This is a genomic window from Nocardia beijingensis NBRC 16342 (genome assembly GCF_001612785.1).
Taxonomy (GTDB): domain Bacteria; phylum Actinomycetota; class Actinomycetes; order Mycobacteriales; family Mycobacteriaceae; genus Nocardia; species Nocardia beijingensis.
Window position 1 is genome coordinate 14,677 of sequence record NZ_BDBC01000053.1, and the last position, 17,224, is coordinate 31,900.

Here is a 17,224-nt window from a genome sequence, read left to right on the forward strand (position 1 = left end):
GCGCCTTGCTATCACAACCTAGGCGTTCGCCGCGACCCCTGCACGTCGCGGCGTGTTGTCGCCGCCGTCGACGAGGTTGAGCGCCTTCGACGTCCAATCCCACACTTCGTGGAACAGAGCCGGGTCTTCGGAGAGCTTCACGCCCAGCGAGGGCACCATCTCCTTCAGCTTCGGCGTCCACGCGGCGTACTCCTGCGGGAAGCACCGCTGTAGCACGTCCAGCATGGCGGTGACGCAGGTGGAGGCACCGGGGGACGCGCCGAGCAGACCGGCGATCGTGCCGTCCTGCGCGGCGATCACGGCGGTGCCGAACTCGAGCACGCCGCCGACGCCCTTGCGGCGGATCACCTGCACGCGCTGACCGGCGGTGATCAGCTCCCAGTCCTTGGCCTCGGCGCGCGGGATGAACTCCGACAGCGTGACCACCTTGCCCGCCTGCGACTTCAGCAGCTCGCTGACCAGGTACTTGGTCAGGCCCAGCTCGGTGACGCCGACGCCGAGCAGCGAGAAGATGTTGTTCGGCCGCACCGACTTGAACAGGTCGGTGTTCTTGCCGTCCTTGAGGAACTTCGGCGTCCAGCCCGCGTACGGGCCGAACAGCAGGCCAGGCTTGCCCTTGATGACGCGAGTATCCAAGTGCGGCACCGACATCGGCGGTGCGCCGACCGCGGCCTTGCCGTACACCTTGGCCTCGTGCTGGTCGATCAGCGCCGGGTTGACGCAGCGGAAGAACTGACCGCTCACCGGGAAGCCGCCGAAGCCCTTCGCCTCCTTGATGCCCGCCTTCTGCAGCAGCGGCAGCGCGCCGCCGCCCGCGCCGACGAAGACGAATTTGCTGATCAGCTTGCGGGTTTCGCGGGTGCGCACGTTGCGGACCGTGACCACCCATGATCCGTCGGACTGTTTGGCCAGATCGCGCACCTCGTGCCCGAAGGCCAGGTCGGCGCCGGACGCGCCGAGGTAGGCGAGCAGTTCCTGGGTGAGCGAGCCGAAGTCGATGTCGGTGCCGCCGTCGGTCCAGTTCAGCGCGATCGGGTCGGAGAAGTCGCGTCCGCGCGCCATGAGCGGCAGGCGGCGGGAGAACTCGTCGGGGCTGTCGATGTACTCCATGCCCTCGAACAGCGGGTGCGGCGCCAGCGCCTCGTACCGCTTGCGCAGGTACTCCACGTTGTCGGCGCCGTGCACGAAGCTGACGTGCGGGATGGGGTTGATGAACGCGGACGGATCGCGCAGGATGCCGTTCTCCACGCCGTAGGACCAGAACTGCCGGGACACCTGGAAACGCTCGTTGATGTCGACGGCCTTGGTGATGTCCACGGAGCCGTCGGACGCCTGCGGGCTGTAGTTCAGCTCGCACAGCGCGGAGTGCCCGGTGCCCGCGTTGTTCCACGGATCGCTGCTCTCCGCCGCGGCGGCGTCGAGGCGCTCGAACAGGGAGATCGACCAGTCCGGCTGCAGCTGCCGCAGCAGCGCGCCGAGAGTGGCACTCATGATCCCGGCACCGATGAGTACTACATCGGTCTTTTCAGTCACGGCAGCGTTCGGCACGGGTAGATCGACTTCCTTGTCTGCGCGGGCCCACCGGGCGGGTGGACCAGCCTGGGCACGGTGTAGTTGTGGCTCGGTTCCGGCGTCCGCCGGTCCCGAACGGCATGGCGGGAGTTAGGTTACCCGTCGTTCACCTATGCCCAATTGTGCACCTCACCACGCCCCCATCCCGCAACGAACCTGCTGATTGTGCGGAATGCGACAGAGACGATCGTCACTTCGCCGGTCGGGCGACGGCCGCCACCTGCCAGCGGTTGACACCGTCCAATAGATTGGTCGCGTGACGAACGAACAGTCGCTTGCCGAGCCGGTCGGCACCACTCCGGATGGCGATGGCTGGCGCCCCGACGTCCTGGGTCCGCACTACCAGCAGCGCACGCTGCCGCTGGGCCCCGATCCCGACGGCGAGGGCGAGGTGGTCGCCACGCTGGTGCGCTACGTGCCCTCCGGCGCCGTCGAACAGACCGCGGGCGCGGTGCTCTACGTCCACGGTTTCACCGATTACTTCTTCCAGGAGCATCTCGCCGAGCACTTCGCCGCGCGCGGGTTCCAGTTCTACGCGCTCGACCTGCGCAAATGCGGACGGTCGCTGCGCGACGGACACACGCCGCACTATGTGACGGATCTCGCTTTCTACGACCGGGAGCTGGAGGAGTCGCTGCGGATCGTCCGCGCGGAGACCGGCGCTCCCGTGGTGCTCAACGCCCACTCCACCGGCGGCCTGGTCGTGCCGCTGTGGCTGGACCGGCTCAACCGCGACCGCGGGACGGCGGCCGCCGGCATCACCGGCGTGGTGCTCAACAGCCCGTGGTTCGACCTGCAGGGCCCCTCCTACTACCGGACCATCGGTACGCCCATCATCAAGGCGGTCGGACGGTTCCGGAGGATGGTGCAGCTGCCCGGCGGCAAGGTCAGCACCTACGGCGACAGCCTGCACCACTCGGTGTCGGGCACGTGGGATTACAACCTGGACTGGAAGCCGTTGCACGGCTTCCCCGTCCGGTTCGGCTGGCTGCGCGCGATCCGCAACGGCCACGCGCGGCTGCACCAGGGCCTCGACATCGGGGTGCCCTCGCTGATCCTGCGCTCCCGGATGACCAAGTTCGCCAGGCGGTACGGTCCCGCCGTCGACGTGGCCGACGCGGTGCTCGACGTCAAGCAGATCCAGCGCTGGTCGGGCTGCCTGGGCGACCGCACCAACATGGTGCCGATCGACGGCGCCAAGCACGACGTGTTCCTCTCCGGCCCGGAACCGCTGGCACAGGCGTTCGCCGAGCTCGACAGCTGGCTGGACTGGCTCGCGGGCTACCAGGCCGCGAAGTCACCAGAGGCTGGTGCGTAGCACGATCTCGGTGGCCAGCTCGTGGTCGGCTTCGGTGGCCACGTTGGTGACGTCGACCTCGACCACCCGGAATTCGCCGTAGACGAACCGGCCCGACGTGTCGGCCACCGAGCGCGGCAGATTCTTGGTCACCAGAAGCGTGGTCGGCACCTCCACCGGGCCGGTGGTCGCGTCCGCGACCGTTCCGTCGGCGCCGGGCGTCGCGGGGTGGCCGCGATCGGCCACGACCAGGCTCTGGAAGCGGCCGAAGCCGCGTGCGCACGCCTGCCAGGCCAGCACCGCGCCCGCGCCGCACCCGGCCACGTTCACCCAGGGCAGCTTCAGCTCGTCGAGGATCGCGGTCACACCGGCCGGGTCGAGACCCTCGATCGATTCCACCGCGAAGGTGCGCAGATCGGAGGTGTGCAGGCGGGCGCACACCTGGTCGAAGACGTCCGCCTGCTCGCCCGTGTCGGGCAGCAGCAGCACGCTGTGCCGGGATTCCGGCCCGTCGATCCGCACGGTCCACGCCCGGTCACCCACCGTGATCTGCCGAGATTCCATGCCGATTCACGCTACACGGCTCGGTGCGCGGTGGCGGCGGGTCGGGGGTGGCGGATTCAGGCGAGCAGGCGCATCCCGGCCCGCTCACCCGCGTTGTGATCGAAGGTGACGGTCAGCTCACACCCGGCCTCCTGACCGAGCTGCTGGATCAGCGCGTCGGCGAAGTCCGCGCCGTCGGCGGCCCGGCGCAGCGCCTGGCGCACGGTGTCGGCGCGCTCGACCACGATCTCGCTGGAGTCCAGCAGGCCGAGCAGCACGTCGGTGACGGCTTCCGGGTCCTGCTTGTAGCCGCGGCGCAGCACCCAGTGGATCTCGGCGAGCACGATCATGGTGACGTAGCCGGGTTTGCTCTCGCTGAGCCCGTCGATCACCTGATTGGCGCGGGCGGACTGCTCCGGGTCGTCCTGGGTGAGGTAGCGGATCAGCACATTCGCGTCCAAGCCGATCATCGCGCCTTCCCTTCCACCACGTTGCCCGCGATGGCCTCGTTCATCTCCGCGAGGCCGATCGGCGAGCCGGACCAGCCGACGATGCCTTTGAGCGACTTGATCGTGCGCGTTTCCGGCACCAGTTCATAGGTGCCGGTGGGCGTGGGAACGAAGGCGACCCGCACGCCGGTGCGCAATCCCATCGCCACACGCACGTCGATCGGGATGGTGATCTGGCCCTTGCTGGTCACCGTCGCCGACACCACATTGCCCCCTCGGCTGTTGGGTCTCTTCTCCGCCGCCATCATCCTCGCACCCGACCGCACTCGCTCGACTCGCCTTACCTGGAGCCGAATTCCTTACTGCAAGGTAAGGCGCGCTGTCGCTCTCGTCAACCGATACGGTCGCTCGCCAGGAGCAGGTCGGTGGCCAGGATCGGCAGATCGGCGGGCGCGCCATCGGCCAGCAGGCGCTCGAGCGCGGCGAGGTCGAGATGGGCTTCGATCAGATCGGCCAGCAGATCGAGTTGCGCGGCGCGCACCGCCGCGACCGAGACTTTCTCGGCCACAACGAAACCCGACCGCCCCGCGGCCGCGGCGACGGTACGCAGCCAGGTGCGGCGGAATTCGTCCGATTCCAGCAGCCCGTGCAGGTGCGTGCCCCACACCGCGCCGCGGACGCTGCCCTCCGGCTCGCCGTCGACGGTGAGCCACGCCGGGTCGCCGCGGTGGGTGACGCGGCCGTGGTGGATCTCGTAGCCGCGCACGGCGACTCCCGCGGCGTGCCCGGCACTGCGGCGCAACACCTTCGGGTCGGCGAATTCGACGGTCAGATCGAGCAGTCCGAGCCCGTCCACCGCACCGGCGCCGGACTCGACGCGGTCCAGAACGCGGGTGCCGAGCATCTGATAACCGCCGCACACACCAAGGATGGGCCGGCCCGCCGCGGCCCGCGCCACCAGCGCGTCGGCGATGCCGGTACGCCGCAGCCAGCGCAGATCCGACACCGTCGCCTTGCTGCCGGGCAGCACCACCAGATCGGCGTCCGCCAGCCGGGACGGCTCGCTCACCCAGCGCACCGCGACGCCGGGTTCGCAGGCCAGCGCCTCGACGTCGGTGGAGTTGGAGATGCGCGGCAGCCGGATCGCGGCGACGGTCAGCCATTCGCCGCCCACCGGCGGCCGGGGGCGGCCGACCGGGGCGTCGGCGACGGTGCCCAGCGAGTCCTCCGCATCGATCCAGAGGTCATCGGCGTACGGCAGCACGCCGAGGGTCGGGCGGCCGGTGAGTTCGGTGAGACGCTCCAGCCCCGGCCGCAGCAGTTCCACCGCGCCGCGGAACTTGTTGACGATGAAACCGCAGATCAAGCGCTGGTCTTCGGGCTCGAGGACGGCCACGGTGCCGAACAGATGCGCGAGCACGCCGCCGCGATCGATGTCCCCCACCAGCAGCACCGGCAGCTCGGCCGCGCGCGCGAGACCCATGTTCGCCAGATCCGTCGCGCGCAGGTTGATCTCGGCGGGCGATCCGGCGCCCTCGCAGACGACCACGTCGAATTCGGCGCGCAGCGCGGCCAGCTCGGCGGCCACCACTTCGCGCAACCGGCGCCGATGCTGGAAATAGTCCTCGGCGCCGACCGTGCCGATCGCCCTGCCCCGCACCACCAGCTGGGAGCGGCGGTCGCTGCCCGGCTTAAGCAGGACGGGATTGAACCGCACGCTCGGCTCCAGCCCGCACGCCTGGGCCTGCAGCGCCTGGGCACGCCCGATCTCCCCGCCGTCGAGCGTCACCACGGAGTTGTTCGACATGTTCTGCGCCTTGAACGGCGCGACGCGCACGCCGCGCCGCGCCAGCATCCGGCAGATCCCGGCCACGACGACGCTCTTCCCCGCGTCCGAGGTCGTGCCGGCGACCAGTAACGCGCCCTTCATCGCAGGCCGGTCTTCCGGAGCGCGGCCGCAGCGCCGGTCACGGGAGGGTCAGGATCTCGGCCCCGGACTCGGTGACGACCAAGGTGTGCTCGAACTGCGCGGTCCACTTGCGGTCCTTGGTGACCACGGTCCAGCCGTCGTCCCAGATCTCGTAGTCGATGCCGCCGAGATTGATCATCGGCTCGATGGTGAACGTCATGCCCGGTTCGATGACGGTCTCCACCGCGGGCTGGTCGTAGTGCAGCACCACCAGCCCGCTGTGGAAGGTCGGGCCGACACCGTGGCCGGTGAAGTCGCGCACCACGCCGTAGCCGAAACGATTGGCGTAGGACTCGATGACACGGCCGATCACGTTCAGCGCCCGGCCGGGCCGCACGGCTTTGATCGCCCGCATGGTGGCCTCTTCGGTCCGCTCTACCAGCAGGCGCACCTCCTCGTCGACGTCACCGGCGAGGAAGGTCTTGTTGGTGTCGCCGTGCACGCCGTTGATGTAGGCGGTGACGTCGATGTTGACGATGTCGCCGTCCTCGATCACGGTCGAGTCCGGGATGCCGTGGCAGATGACCTCGTTGAGCGAGGTGCAGCACGACTTCGGGAACCCCTTGTAACCGAGGGTGGACGGGTAGGCGCCGTGGTCGCACATGTACTCGTGCGCGATGCGGTCCAGCTCGTCGGTGGTGACGCCGGGCGCGACCGCCTTGCCCGCCTCTTCCAGCGCCTGCGCCGCGATCTTGCCCGCGATGCGCATCTTCTCGATCGTCTCCGCGGTCTGCACCCAGGGCTCGCGTCCCTCGTTGGCGGTCTTTTTCCACGCGTATTCCGGGCGCTCGATGGCGCGCGGGACTTCACGGGTGGGCGACAGCGTGCCCGGGACGAGGGGCTTGCGAGTGCGGACAGACATAGCGAACAGCGTAATCGGCCGACCACGCCGATGCCGAGGGCCAGCGGGAACAGCGTCGGACCACGGTCCGGTTCGGGCGCGCTGTCACCCCGTCGCCCTACCATGGGCTCGTGTCCGCACTCCCTCTCATCTTCACCGCAGGCTGGGCCAGCGGCATCAACGCCTACGCGGTGGTCCTGCTGCTCGGTCTCCTCGGCCGGTTCGGATTCGCCGATGCGGTGCCGGAAGGTTTGCAGCGCACCGATGTCCTGGTCGCGGCGGCGGCGTTGTTCTTGATCGAGGCCGTGGCGGACAAGATCCCGTATCTCGACTCGTTCTGGGACGCGGTGCACACCGTGGTGCGGCCGGTCGCGGGCGCCGTGGTCGCGGCTCTGCTGGCCGGCCAGGACGGTTCGCTGCCCCAACTCGCCGCGGGCGCGGTCGGCGGCACGGCCGCGCTGGTGAGCCACTTGGTGAAGGCGGGAACCCGCATGGCGGTCAACACCTCCCCCGAGCCCGCCAGCAATATCGTGGTCAGCACCGCCGAGGACGTGACCGTCGCGGGCGTGGTCACGCTGGCGGTGTTCCATCCGCTCGCGGCGGCGGTGATCGCGGGGGTGCTGCTCGTCGTCGGTCTGGCGCTGGTGTACTTCTGCGCGAGCCGGATCCGGCGCTACCTGCGCCGGCGCCGCACCCGCAGGGCAGCGCGCACCGGCCAAGAAGTAGCAGTCGCTGAACAGTTGCCACGCGGGTGAATCCGTCACGGGCGTGCCGCGCCAGTCGACCACGCGGCACGCCGGGCGGGGCGCCCCGTTGCGCCCGCCGTCACTGTGCCGGCGACAAGAGCGCCCGGCTGGAGCCACGGTCGCGGGACTCGGCCGCCGGGACGTCGCCATTCGGACGAGTGACGCTGCGGGGCAGTGTCACTACCGCGGACGAGACCACCGTCGCGACGAACTCATTGTTCGGGCAAACGGCGGCGGCCACCGGCCACGTCGGTTACCAGGTCAGTGTACCCGTCGACGAGTTCGGCTAGTTGATACCAGTGTTTATGGGTGTTGTCGCTGCCCCCGCCCTCGGAGTGGATGACCTGATTGGCGTCCACCCAGCTACGCGCCATCCGGTCGACCACGGCGCCCAGGCTTTCGGTGTGCAGCGAGGACCCGTTGCGATGCTGCGGGATCTCCTGCGCGACCCAGTCGTTGATCTCGTCGACCAGTTCGCGGCGCCTGCAGTCGATCTCGGCGACGAGTGCGGTATCCATCACCTGCGCGCGGCGCTGGTGCAACTCGGCGAGCGCGTGTGCGGACCGCAGCAGTTCCCGGTCTTGGAAACGCCGCCCCTGGAAAGCACACAACAATTGCGGCGCGGTCGGTAAGGCGCCGACCGTCGGCGCGCTCACCGCCACACTCCGAATTGACCCGACCCCAACGCTGTTTGTACCAACATAATTGGCTCTCGATTCGGTTATCCCGGCCATCGGATGGGTTGTCACAACTAGGCTAGCTGGATCATGCACGTACAGATGCAAGAACGCAAGATTGCGTCTGCATTTCTGCGGTCAAGGGCCGCTGACGACGCGTGGACGCCCAGAGCAGACCGGTCGCAACCTTTTTCGGCGCACGGGACGAGCGCGTCCGGCGCCGATCGGCGATGACGAGCGGCACCGTCTTTCCGCCCTCCGCGCGGCGGTTCGCCGACCGGCGCGGACGAATTCGCCCACCGCCGTGCACCTTCGGTAGCCGAGAACGCGCTGCCGATCTCCCCCGCGACGTCGAAATCCGCGCAGGAGCAACCGCGCGGTCACACCGATTTCGAAGCGCCCCAACGGTCCACCGCCGCCCGCCGGCCACGCGGGTGGGGTTACAGCTGGGTCACGGCGGCGAGCAAGGTCAGCGCGGGTAGCGCGCCCTGCACCACCGCGCCTCTGGCGAACCGGCGGTCGTGTGCCACCAGCACCACCGCCGCGGCCAGCATCGACCCGCAGCCTGCGAGCACCAGCGCCCATCCCGCCTCCGGCGCCGTCCGCAGGATCGCTACGCCGACCAGCGTCGTCACCGCGAGAAACAGGTTGTAGAAACCCTGATTGAACGCCCACGGCCGCGCCGCGGGCAGCTCGGCGACGGAAACCCGGAAGACCCCTTGGTACACCTTGGGGTCGCCGAACCGCACGGACTCCATGACGAAGATGCCGACATGGAGCAGGGCGGCCGCGACGGCGAACACCTGTACGACCCAGAGCATTCGACCTCCTCACGATGCGCGCCGGGGAATTTTATGGCCCGAGGCGAGAAACGCCGCGCAAACCCGCCGCCGACACGCCGCCGGGTAATTCGGTCAACCGGCCAGTCCGAAAACCCGTCGCGCATTGCCGCCCAGGTAAAGCCCGCGAGTCTCGTCGTCCAGGCCGAGAGCGGCGAGGCCGTCGAGCGCGTGTTGCGGGAAGATCATCGGATAATTCGTGCCGAACAGCACCTTGTGACGGCCGCTTCCGGACTTCAGGTACGACACCAGTTCCGGCGGAAGGCGTTTGGTCGTGTACGCCGAGGTATCGATGACGACGTTCTCGTGCTTGCGCGCGACCGCGATCATCTCCTCGGTCCACGGATAGCCGATGTGCCCACAGACGATCGTCAACTCCGGGAAGTCGAGCGCCACCTGATCGATGTACGGGATGGGACGCCCGGTTTCCGACGGCCGCAAGGGTCCGGTGTGCCCTACCTGAGTACAGAATGGAATGCCCAAGTCGACGCACGCCGCGAACAACGGGTAGAAGCGCCGATCGGTCGGCGGCGCCTCCCACAGCCAGGGGAGCACCCGCAGCCCCTTGAAGCCTTCGTCCACGCGGCGGCGCAGTTCCCGTACCGCGTCCATCGGCCTGCGCAGATCCACCGACGCGATGGGAAGCAGGCGCTCCGGCGCCTCGGCCGCCCAGGCCGCGACCTCGTCGTTGGAGATGAGAACGCCTTCCGGCGCGTGCCACGCCGAGATGAGCGCTCGTTCGACGCCTGCGGCGTCCATCGCGTCCAAGGTGAACGACAGCGGGATCTCGTCGGTGGGTATCACGGCGCCGGTCCACCGCCGGAGCGAGGCGAACATGTCGTGGGCGAGGAATCGCCGAGTCGGATGCTGCGCCCAGACGTCGATGGTCATGCGCGGATTCTGACACACGTCATAGCTGCTCGGACACCGCCGCGATGACGTTCGCTCCAGCCCCTCGCCCCGGCGACAAGCACTGCGCGACAGCGATTCCCACCGCGCCGAGCACAGATTGCCGAGTCGCGGCTGCCGCAGCCGACCTACGGGCGAAAGCCCGGCGGCAATGCCCGCTCTACCTCATGGTCTATATCAGGCGTAATAACCGGCGGTAGGATTCGCTGGGCATAAACTGGGTATCAAACCGCAGTACCGAAGACATACGACACAGAGCAGGGCCATGGCAGGTTCGGACCCGTTCGCCACACAGCACGATCGGCCTCCAGGTATCGAGCGGGAACTGGAGGGCGCGGGTCTCGACGACCCCGAGGTGATCGGCAAGGGCGGGTTCGGTGTCGTCTACCGCTGCAGGCAGCGGGCGCTGAACCGCAGCGTCGCGGTCAAGGTCCTCACCGCGCGCCCCGATCTGGAGCCGGAGAACGTCGAGCGTTTCCTGCGCGAGCAGCAGGCCATGGGCGCTTTGTCCGGGCATCCGAACATCGTGCCGATCCTGCAAGTGGGCACCACCCGCAGCGGACGCCCCTACCTGGTGATGCCGTATCACGCGCGCGGTTCGCTGGAGAACCGCATCCGCCGGGAAGGCTTCCTGCCGTTACCCGAGGCGGTCGCGATCACCGTCAAGCTGGCGGGCGCTCTGGAGACCGCGCACCGGGCCGGCATCCTGCACCGCGACATCAAACCGGGGAATGTCCTGCTCACCGACTACGGCGAGCCGCAATTGACCGATTTCGGGATCGCCCGTGTCGAAGGCGGTTTCGAGACCACAACGGGAGTGGTGACCGGCTCGCCCGCGTTCACCGCGCCGGAGGTGCTGCGCTCCGGCGTTCCCTCGGTGGCCTCGGACGTCTACGGTCTCGGCGCGACGCTGTTCGCCATGATCACCGGTCACGCCGCCTTCGAGCGCCGTTCCGGCGAGCAGATCGTCGCGCAGTTCCTGCGCATCTCCGCCGACCCGCTGCCGGACCTGCGGCTCGACGGCATCCCCGACGAGGTCGCGGCCGCCATCGAGGCCAGCATGGCGCACAATCCCGCGGATCGGCCGCCCTCGGCCGCCGCGTTCGGCGAGATGCTGCGCGAGTTCCAGCGCGGCAACGACATGCCGGTCGAGCAGATGACCCTGCCCGCGGGCGCGCAGCCCGCGCCCGAGGACCTCAGCACCCGGCCTTTGACCGCCACCGCGCGTTTTCCCACTCCGCACCCCAAGACACCGCCGACACCGGAGACCAAGTTCCGCCCCGCCATGTCCACCCGCCCGCTGGTCCAGCGCGAACGCCTGATCAACGCGTTGCAGACCGAGCCGCGGCCCCGCCTCGCCGTCATCCACGCACCGGCCGGGTTCGGCAAGAGCACGCTGGCGGCCCAGTGGGCCAAGCGTCTCGCCGACACCGAGAAAGTGGCGGTGGCCTGGTTGAACGTCGACCGCGACGACAACAACGTGGTCTGGTTGCTCACCCACCTGATCGAGGCGTTCAACCGCGTGCGCCCCACGCTGGCGCCCGGCTTGGCCCCGGTCCTGGAAGAGGGCGACACCACCGCCGCGCGCTACGTGCTCACCACGCTGATCAACGCCATCGACGAAGGCGACGAGCGATTCGCCCTGGTGATCGACGACTGGGACCGGATCACCGATCCCGCCGCCGTCGACGCCCTGCTCTACCTGATCGAGCAGGGTCCGCGGCACCTGCAGATCATCCTGACCAGCCGATCGCTGGAGGGCCTGCCGATCGGCACCCTGCGCGTTCGACATCAACTCGTCGAAATCGACGCCGCCGCATTGCGTTTCGACGCCGACGAGGCGCAGGCCTTCCTCACCGAGCAGACCGGCCTCACCCTGGCCGACACCGAGAGCGCGGAGTTGCGCGACTACACCGAGGGCTGGGCGGCGGCGCTGCAGCTGGCCTCGCTGTCGCTGCGCGAGCACCCCGATCCGGCCTCGCTGATCGCCCATCTGTCCGGGCGTCACCACGCCATCGCGGAATATCTGGCCGAGAACGTGCTCGACACCGTCGAGCCCGAACTGCGGGAGGTCCTGCTCGCCACCTCCCTTCCCGACCGGATCTCCGGCAGCCTCGCGACAGCGCTGACCGGGATGCCGCACGGGCAGTCCCTGCTGGAGAATCTCGAACGCCGTAACCTGTTCCTGCGCCGCGTCGACGACAGCGGCGAATGGTTCCGCTACCACCATCTCTTCGCGGAGTTCCTGCGTCAGCGACTCGAGCGCGACGATCCCGAGCGAGTGCCCGAACTGCACTGCAAGGCGGCCTCGTGGTTCGGCGACCACGGGATGCTCAGCGAGGCCATCGACCACGCGCTTGCCGCGGACGACGGCGACATGGCGGTCGACCTGCTCGAGGCGAAATCCCGCGCTCTGGTGCAGGACGGGCAGCTCGCCACGTTCCTGGGACTGCTCGCCAAACTCCCGCCCGCCCTCGCCGCGACCCGTCCCATGCTCCAGGTCGGCGTCGCCTGGACGCATGTGCTGCTCCGGCGGCCCACCGAACTGCATGCCGCGTTACGGCTGGTGCGGGCGTCGCTGGAGAGCGATCCGGCCGCCGATCCCGATCTCACGCTCGAAGCCGACCTCATCGAGAGCGTGGAGCGCGCCTTCGGCGACCATCCCGAAGGCTTGGACGCCGTTGTCGGCAAATGTCTCGGCCGGGCCGACACGTTGGGACCGTGGGCGCTGTGCGCGGCCGCCAACCTCGCCGCGTTCTCCGCGATCAGCAAGTTCGACTACGAGGGAGCACGGGAGTGGAACGACTGGGCCACCCCCTTCTACCGGAAGAACCGCAGCACGTTCACCTTGATGTACAGCCACTGCCTGGTCGGCATCGCGGCCAGGGAACAGCTCGACATCGCCACGGCCGAACACAGCTTCCGCACCGCTGTCGAGATATCCACCAGTTCCTCGGGCCCGCGGTCGTATGCCGCCCGTCTGGCCGGCGCGCTGCTCGGCGAGCTGCTCTACGAACGCGACCAGCTCGCCGCTGCCGAGCGCCTGCTCGACGAGGCGGGCAGACTCGGCACCGAGGGTGGTCCGGTCGACTTGCTGATGGCCAACTACGCCACCGGCGCGCGGATCAAAGCCCTGCGCGGTGACCTGGCCGCCGCCGCGCGACGGCTGGACGAAGGCGCCGAGGTGGCGCGGGCCCTGAGGTTGCCGCGCCTGGCCACCCGCGTGGCCAACGAGCAGGTGCGGCTCGGCCTGACGGCCACCTACGTCACCGAACCGCCGGCCGGGGAAGGCGGCATCGCCACGATGGCCGCGGAGATGCGCGAGGATTCCGCGATCCGCATGCTGCTGCGTTCGGGAGCCGCCAAGAGAGCCGCCGCCGCTGCCGCGCGCGCCGGGCAGCTGCGGGATTCCATCGACGCCGATCGACGCCCGCGCGCCGCGGCCCAGGCGTCGCTGCTGCTGGCATCGTGCCTCGCCGCGTCGGGCAAGACCGAGGCGGCGAAGGACGAACTGGTCCCGGTCGTGATCCGGTACGCGGACGCGGGTCTCATCCGGCCGCTGCTGGACGAGGGACCGTGGATCATGTCGCTGCTGCACAGCTTGAGCTACGACCTGCGCGAAGGCCACTGGGACGAGGAACGACCGATGATCCCGCCCGCGTTCCTGCACCGGTTGCTGGCCCGCTGAGAAACCATCGGCCTCCTGCGCTCACCCGCGGCGCTTCCTCGAACCCGCGAGCCGGTCATCACTCGGCCGCGACGGCAACGGCTCCCTTCCGCCGTTCACAACACCGGTTGCGGGCCGAGTGAGGTGTCGGTGTCCAGAATGTGCAGGACCCACCGTCCCTTGCCGTCGGCCTTCGCCCGGTAGAGGCCCGTGTCGGCCGCGTCGAGCAGCGACTCGGCGTCCGCGCCCGCGACCGCGGTGACCACCGCGCCGATGCTGATCGACATGCGTAGTCGCCGTTCACCGGCCGTGATCGGGTCTACCAGCGCCTCCAGCAGGCTGTTCGCCACCGTGGCCACCCGGTGATCGCTGGCAGGCGGTGGGATCAGCGCGACGAATTCGTCCCCGCCGATGCGGGCGACCAGACACCCGGTTCCGCGCACGCTGTCCTGCAGGCGTTCGGCGACCGCGGTCAAGATCTGGTCACCGGTGCCGTGGCCGTAGCGATCGTTGATGTGCTTGAAGCGGTCGATGTCGACGAAACACAATCCCGCTCGATCTCCGTTGCGCGCGTCGGCGATCATCGCGTCGATCCGTTCGATGAGGTGCCGCCGGTTCGGCAGTCCGGTGAGCGGATCGTGCCGGGCCTGCCGATGCAGTTCCTCGCGCATCCGGTGCTGCTCGGTGACGTCCTCACCGACCGCGAGCAGGTAATCGCTCTCCCCGTCCGCGCCCTTGACGAAGGTGATGGCGAACGACGCCCACCCGTAGCTGTCGTCGGCGCGCCGGATGCGCTGCTCCAGTTTCACCGTGCCCGCGCCGGCCGGGACCAGCTTCTCGTACACCAGCGTGCGGATCGCCTCGCGGTCGTTGGGGTGCGCGAAGTCGTAGACCGACACCCCGCGCAGGCTGTCCACCGGGACCCCGATCATCTCGGCCAGACCCCGGTTGACGTCGAGCAACGTCCCGTCGGTGTCCCCGATGGCGATCGCGATCGCCGCGTTGTCGAACACTACGCGGAACCGCGCGTCATCGGATCGGCGCGCGTCCTCGTGCGCGCGCGTCTGCGCTTCGTAGCCCTGACCGACCTCGGCGAGCAGCGCCGCCAGCCGTCGCCCGGCTTCCGGGGACGCCGCGTGTTCGGCCAATCCGTACAACACCTGGGCGGACGTGCTCGGCACGGCCGGGTCGGCCAAACCGGCGGAGGCCAGCGCCGCGCCGACGCGCCTGCCTACGCCCGCGTCGAAGGGCTCGGCTTCCAAACCGGAAGCCAGCTCCTCCACCATCCCGAGCAGCACGACGTCGGGGTCCGGTACAGACGCGGACCCACCGGCGACGGCCTGCAGAGCGCGCCACCACAAGTTCGCCATCCTGGCGAGTTCGATCTGTTCCACCGCAACCCCCTCACCATTCAGGCCGGAGATAGCCCCCGACGCATCGTATCCACACAAGTTCGAGACCGTCGAGTACTGCCGCCTGGAAGCATTCCCAGGAATGGTGAGGTGGGGGCGTTACTGCAACCCGTTCTCGCGGAAGATCGACGCCCCCTTGTACCGCAGCGTCTTCACCTGCCAGACCCAGGTCGCCTGCACACAGGCGACCAGATCGGCGATGTGGGTGGCGACGGTGGCCGCGAGGGCGGCGTCCTCCGCCGCCAGGCGGTCGCATCGTTCGGTGGCTGCCGCGCACAGTTCCCGGAACTCGTTCAGGCGCGCGCGCACGATGTCGGTGGCGCCCCGCACGGCGTCCGCCAGCGACCATCCGGGATGGTTCAGCAGCAGCGCCGGAATCAAGTTGAAGTCGGCCAGATCGACGATGCACTCCTTCTCGAAGGAGAACACGTCGTTCATCAGCGCGCCGATCTCCACGGTCAGCACCCGCAGCCGCAGCAGGTCTCCCGCCAGTCCCGTCCGCCGGATCCGCTCCCAAGGCAGGTAGTCGTCCCGGCCGAACTCGCACAGCGCGATCGCCGGATACATGCCCGAGACCTGGGCCCGCAGATCGATGTACTCCGCGACGCTGAGCAACCCGCCGCGAGCGCGGGCGTTCTGGTCCTGGATCGCGGGCCGCAGGTGCTCGACGGTGGATTCGACGAATCGGTCGAGCCAGTCCGCGTCGGCGCGGGCGGACAGCATCCCGAGGAACGCCGAGGTCGATGTCTCCAGCGGGGTGGCGTCTTGCGGCGTCGTCCGGGTGCGCAGCAGCACGCACAACCGGTCGATCGCCACCCGCGCCTGCCGCTGTTCCTCGTCGCCGAGGTGCCCGAACTTCTCCCGTCCCACGGTGTCGTTGAGCCAGAACAGGATGGCGTTGTACAGGCCGATGATCGTCATCCGTTCGGCGCTGACGGCGCCGGGGTGCAGATAGGGCGTCATGCTGTTGTAGTGCGGGCCCGCGGGCTCGAGCCAGATGCCGTGCTCGCGGCAGAAGCGTTCCACCTCCGCACAGGCTTGCTCCCCGAACCGGCTGGGCCGGAAGTCGCGGCAGTAATCGACGATGTCCCAATCGGGTGTGCCGAACATCGCGCGCAACGACCACTGCCGCCCGGTCCGCAGCAACGTCTCGTGTTGCGCGCGCATGTCCAGGATTTCCCGCTCGAGTGCCGATGTGTACTCACTGACCACAACGACTCCCTCCCACTATGGTTACTTCTAATGAATTGTCTCCGACTTATCGGTAGTGGGACCGGTCGAAGGGCGAAGATCACGCAACCCCCGCGTCGTGGATGACGTTGGCGCACCGGGCATTCGACGGCGACGCTGCGGCAAACCGGGAGTACGCTCCGCGGCGCGCGGCGCCATGGCACACGGAGGCAATCGGCCGGTTCAGGACACGACAGGGCGCCGCCGCGCCGATGTCACCTGACGCGCGCGGCCGCCTATCGGATATCGGTCACCGGCGCGGCGCTCACTTCGTCGCCAGGACGTCGTGCATGGTCAGCAGCAGGTGATCGAAGCGTGCCCGTTGCGCCGTAGGGCCGCCGCCCATCGCGGGCACCTCGCCGACCAATTGGCGCGCCAGCGTCCGCAACTTGATGTTGGTTTCCTGGGAGCGCCATTGCAGCACCCGGAACGCCTGCTCGGCGTTGATGCCGTAGACGACCATGAGCACGCCCTTGGCCTGCTCGATCACCGCCCGCGATTCCACCAGTTCGGGCAGTGTGTCGTCGAGGATCTCCTGCCGGTTCTCCTCCAGCGTCCCGGATACGTCGATGAAGTAGCCCGCGGTGCCGATCACCAGTTCCCGGTCGTCGAGCATGCGATCGGCGACGACGATGACGTGATGGGTGCGCCCGGCGGTGTCGATGACGCGGTGGCGTCCGCAGAACGGCTCACCGGTGTGCACGGCGGTGGCGATGGACTCGGCGACCAGCGCGCGGTCGTCGGGATGCTTGTGCGCCAGCAACAGCTCGGTGCTGGGTCGCGTGCTCCCGTCGGTGTAGCCGTAGATCGCGGCGGCTCCGTCCGACCATTCCCATCGTTGATCCTCGAACCAGAAGCGGAAGCTACCCACGCTCTGCGGCGTGCCCGCGATGACGCTCTCTACCGCGGAGGCGCTTCTCAGCGCGAGGTCGTCCATCCTCGTCACGCGGCCATTATCCATCGGCGTCCCGAGGCGACGGTCGGGAACACGAGATGAAACCAAATTGTGGCAAACTCTTGGCATACTTCAAAAAGTGGCCTCTACCTTGACATCACCCCTTCATTGCATATGC

At 68.8% G+C, this 17,224-nt stretch carries 15 protein-coding genes; 3 read left to right on the top strand and 12 right to left on the bottom strand.

The genetic code is table 11. From position 1 onward, the window contains the following. Positions 1 to 18: 18 nt before the first annotated feature. Complete coding sequence (mqo, locus tag NB3_RS26085) at positions 19 to 1,548, bottom strand: malate dehydrogenase (quinone) (protein ID WP_084823678.1); 1,530 nt, start codon at positions 1,546 to 1,548, stop codon at positions 19 to 21. A 280-nt stretch (positions 1,549 to 1,828) separates the two neighbouring features. On the opposite strand from mqo, the gene NB3_RS26090 reads away from it, so the two are divergent. Further along, on the top strand, positions 1,829 to 2,890 hold the full coding sequence (locus NB3_RS26090; RefSeq protein ID WP_067808660.1) for an alpha/beta hydrolase: 1,062 nt from the start codon (positions 1,829 to 1,831) through the stop codon (positions 2,888 to 2,890). Here the strand turns inward: NB3_RS26090 and NB3_RS26095 are convergent. The 5 genes from NB3_RS26095 to map all read right to left on the bottom strand — a co-directional run bounded on the left by NB3_RS26095 (position 2,870) and on the right by map (position 6,692). Then, positions 2,870 to 3,433 (bottom strand): hypothetical protein, encoded by a 564-nt coding sequence (locus NB3_RS26095; RefSeq protein ID WP_067808662.1) that lies wholly within the window; start codon positions 3,431 to 3,433, stop codon positions 2,870 to 2,872. The genes NB3_RS26090 and NB3_RS26095 overlap by 21 nt on opposite strands. 56 nt (positions 3,434 to 3,489) lie before the next feature. Beyond that, a complete protein-coding gene (locus NB3_RS26100; RefSeq protein ID WP_039799424.1) occupies positions 3,490 to 3,882 on the bottom strand; it encodes a type II toxin-antitoxin system VapC family toxin in 393 nt (130 codons plus the stop codon). Then, positions 3,879 to 4,166: an AbrB/MazE/SpoVT family DNA-binding domain-containing protein gene (locus NB3_RS26105; protein ID WP_228826967.1), complete on the bottom strand. Its 288-nt coding sequence runs from the start codon at positions 4,164 to 4,166 to the stop codon at positions 3,879 to 3,881. Before NB3_RS26105 ends, NB3_RS26100 begins: the two co-directional genes overlap by 4 nt. A gap of 86 nt (positions 4,167 to 4,252) precedes the next feature. Further along, positions 4,253 to 5,791, bottom strand: a complete 1,539-nt coding sequence (locus NB3_RS26110) for a cobyric acid synthase (protein WP_067808664.1) — start codon at positions 5,789 to 5,791, stop codon at positions 4,253 to 4,255. A gap of 37 nt (positions 5,792 to 5,828) precedes the next feature. Continuing rightward, positions 5,829 to 6,692: a type I methionyl aminopeptidase gene (map, locus tag NB3_RS26115; RefSeq protein WP_067808666.1), complete on the bottom strand. Its 864-nt coding sequence runs from the start codon at positions 6,690 to 6,692 to the stop codon at positions 5,829 to 5,831. A gap of 110 nt (positions 6,693 to 6,802) precedes the next feature. Here map and NB3_RS26120 point away from each other — a divergent pair, with 110 nt between their 5' ends. Next, entirely contained in the window at positions 6,803 to 7,426 is a 624-nt protein-coding gene (locus tag NB3_RS26120; RefSeq protein WP_067808668.1) for a DUF4126 domain-containing protein, read from the top strand. Between the two features lie 203 nt (positions 7,427 to 7,629). Here NB3_RS26120 and NB3_RS26125 read toward each other — a convergent pair whose 3' ends face one another. From NB3_RS26125 to NB3_RS26135, 3 genes are all read right to left on the bottom strand, one after another. Then, positions 7,630 to 7,989 carry a DUF4254 domain-containing protein gene (locus tag NB3_RS26125; protein WP_067808821.1) on the bottom strand — a complete coding sequence of 120 codons (360 nt, stop codon included), beginning with the start codon at positions 7,987 to 7,989 and terminating at the stop codon, positions 7,630 to 7,632. A gap of 545 nt (positions 7,990 to 8,534) precedes the next feature. Next, complete coding sequence (locus tag NB3_RS26130) at positions 8,535 to 8,915, bottom strand: DUF1304 domain-containing protein (protein ID WP_067808670.1); 381 nt, start codon at positions 8,913 to 8,915, stop codon at positions 8,535 to 8,537. 93 nt (positions 8,916 to 9,008) lie between these two features. Continuing rightward, the gene (locus NB3_RS26135) at positions 9,009 to 9,824 is read right to left on the bottom strand and encodes an amidohydrolase family protein (RefSeq protein ID WP_067808672.1); all 816 of its coding nucleotides are present in this window, start codon (positions 9,822 to 9,824) and stop codon (positions 9,009 to 9,011) included. Between the two features lie 283 nt (positions 9,825 to 10,107). On the opposite strand from NB3_RS26135, the gene NB3_RS26140 reads away from it, so the two are divergent. Then, positions 10,108 to 13,530: a serine/threonine-protein kinase gene (locus tag NB3_RS26140; RefSeq protein WP_067808674.1), complete on the top strand. Its 3,423-nt coding sequence runs from the start codon at positions 10,108 to 10,110 to the stop codon at positions 13,528 to 13,530. A 95-nt stretch (positions 13,531 to 13,625) separates the two neighbouring features. Here the strand turns inward: NB3_RS26140 and NB3_RS26145 are convergent, their stop codons facing one another. The 3 genes from NB3_RS26145 to NB3_RS26155 form a co-directional block, all read right to left on the bottom strand. After that, positions 13,626 to 14,903 carry a GGDEF domain-containing protein gene (locus NB3_RS26145; RefSeq protein WP_244892089.1) on the bottom strand — a complete coding sequence of 426 codons (1,278 nt, stop codon included), beginning with the start codon at positions 14,901 to 14,903 and terminating at the stop codon, positions 13,626 to 13,628. Between the two features lie 117 nt (positions 14,904 to 15,020). After that, entirely contained in the window at positions 15,021 to 16,133 is a 1,113-nt protein-coding gene (locus NB3_RS26150; protein WP_067808676.1) for a terpene synthase family protein, read from the bottom strand. A 283-nt stretch (positions 16,134 to 16,416) separates the two neighbouring features. Beyond that, on the bottom strand, positions 16,417 to 17,088 hold the full coding sequence (locus NB3_RS26155; RefSeq protein WP_067808678.1) for a PAS and ANTAR domain-containing protein: 672 nt from the start codon (positions 17,086 to 17,088) through the stop codon (positions 16,417 to 16,419). Positions 17,089 to 17,224 lie beyond the last annotated feature (136 nt).

Excerpts from the sequence above, each read along its gene's own strand:
- NB3_RS26095 (WP_067808662.1), bottom strand. The coding sequence starts at position 3,433 with ATGGAATCTCGGCAGATCACGGTGGGTGACCGGGCGTGGACCGTGCGG.
- NB3_RS26100 (WP_039799424.1), bottom strand. The coding sequence starts at position 3,882 with ATGATCGGCTTGGACGCGAATGTGCTGATCCGCTACCTCACCCAGGAC.
- NB3_RS26105 (WP_228826967.1), bottom strand. The coding sequence starts at position 4,166 with ATGGCGGCGGAGAAGAGACCCAACAGCCGAGGGGGCAATGTGGTGTCG.
- NB3_RS26110 (WP_067808664.1), bottom strand. The coding sequence starts at position 5,791 with ATGAAGGGCGCGTTACTGGTCGCCGGCACGACCTCGGACGCGGGGAAG.
- map (WP_067808666.1), bottom strand. The coding sequence starts at position 6,692 with ATGTCTGTCCGCACTCGCAAGCCCCTCGTCCCGGGCACGCTGTCGCCC.
- NB3_RS26130 (WP_067808670.1), bottom strand. The coding sequence starts at position 8,915 with ATGCTCTGGGTCGTACAGGTGTTCGCCGTCGCGGCCGCCCTGCTCCAT.
- NB3_RS26135 (WP_067808672.1), bottom strand. The coding sequence starts at position 9,824 with ATGACCATCGACGTCTGGGCGCAGCATCCGACTCGGCGATTCCTCGCC.
- NB3_RS26140 (WP_067808674.1), top strand. The coding sequence starts at position 10,108 with ATGGCAGGTTCGGACCCGTTCGCCACACAGCACGATCGGCCTCCAGGT.
- NB3_RS26155 (WP_067808678.1), bottom strand. The coding sequence starts at position 17,088 with ATGGACGACCTCGCGCTGAGAAGCGCCTCCGCGGTAGAGAGCGTCATC.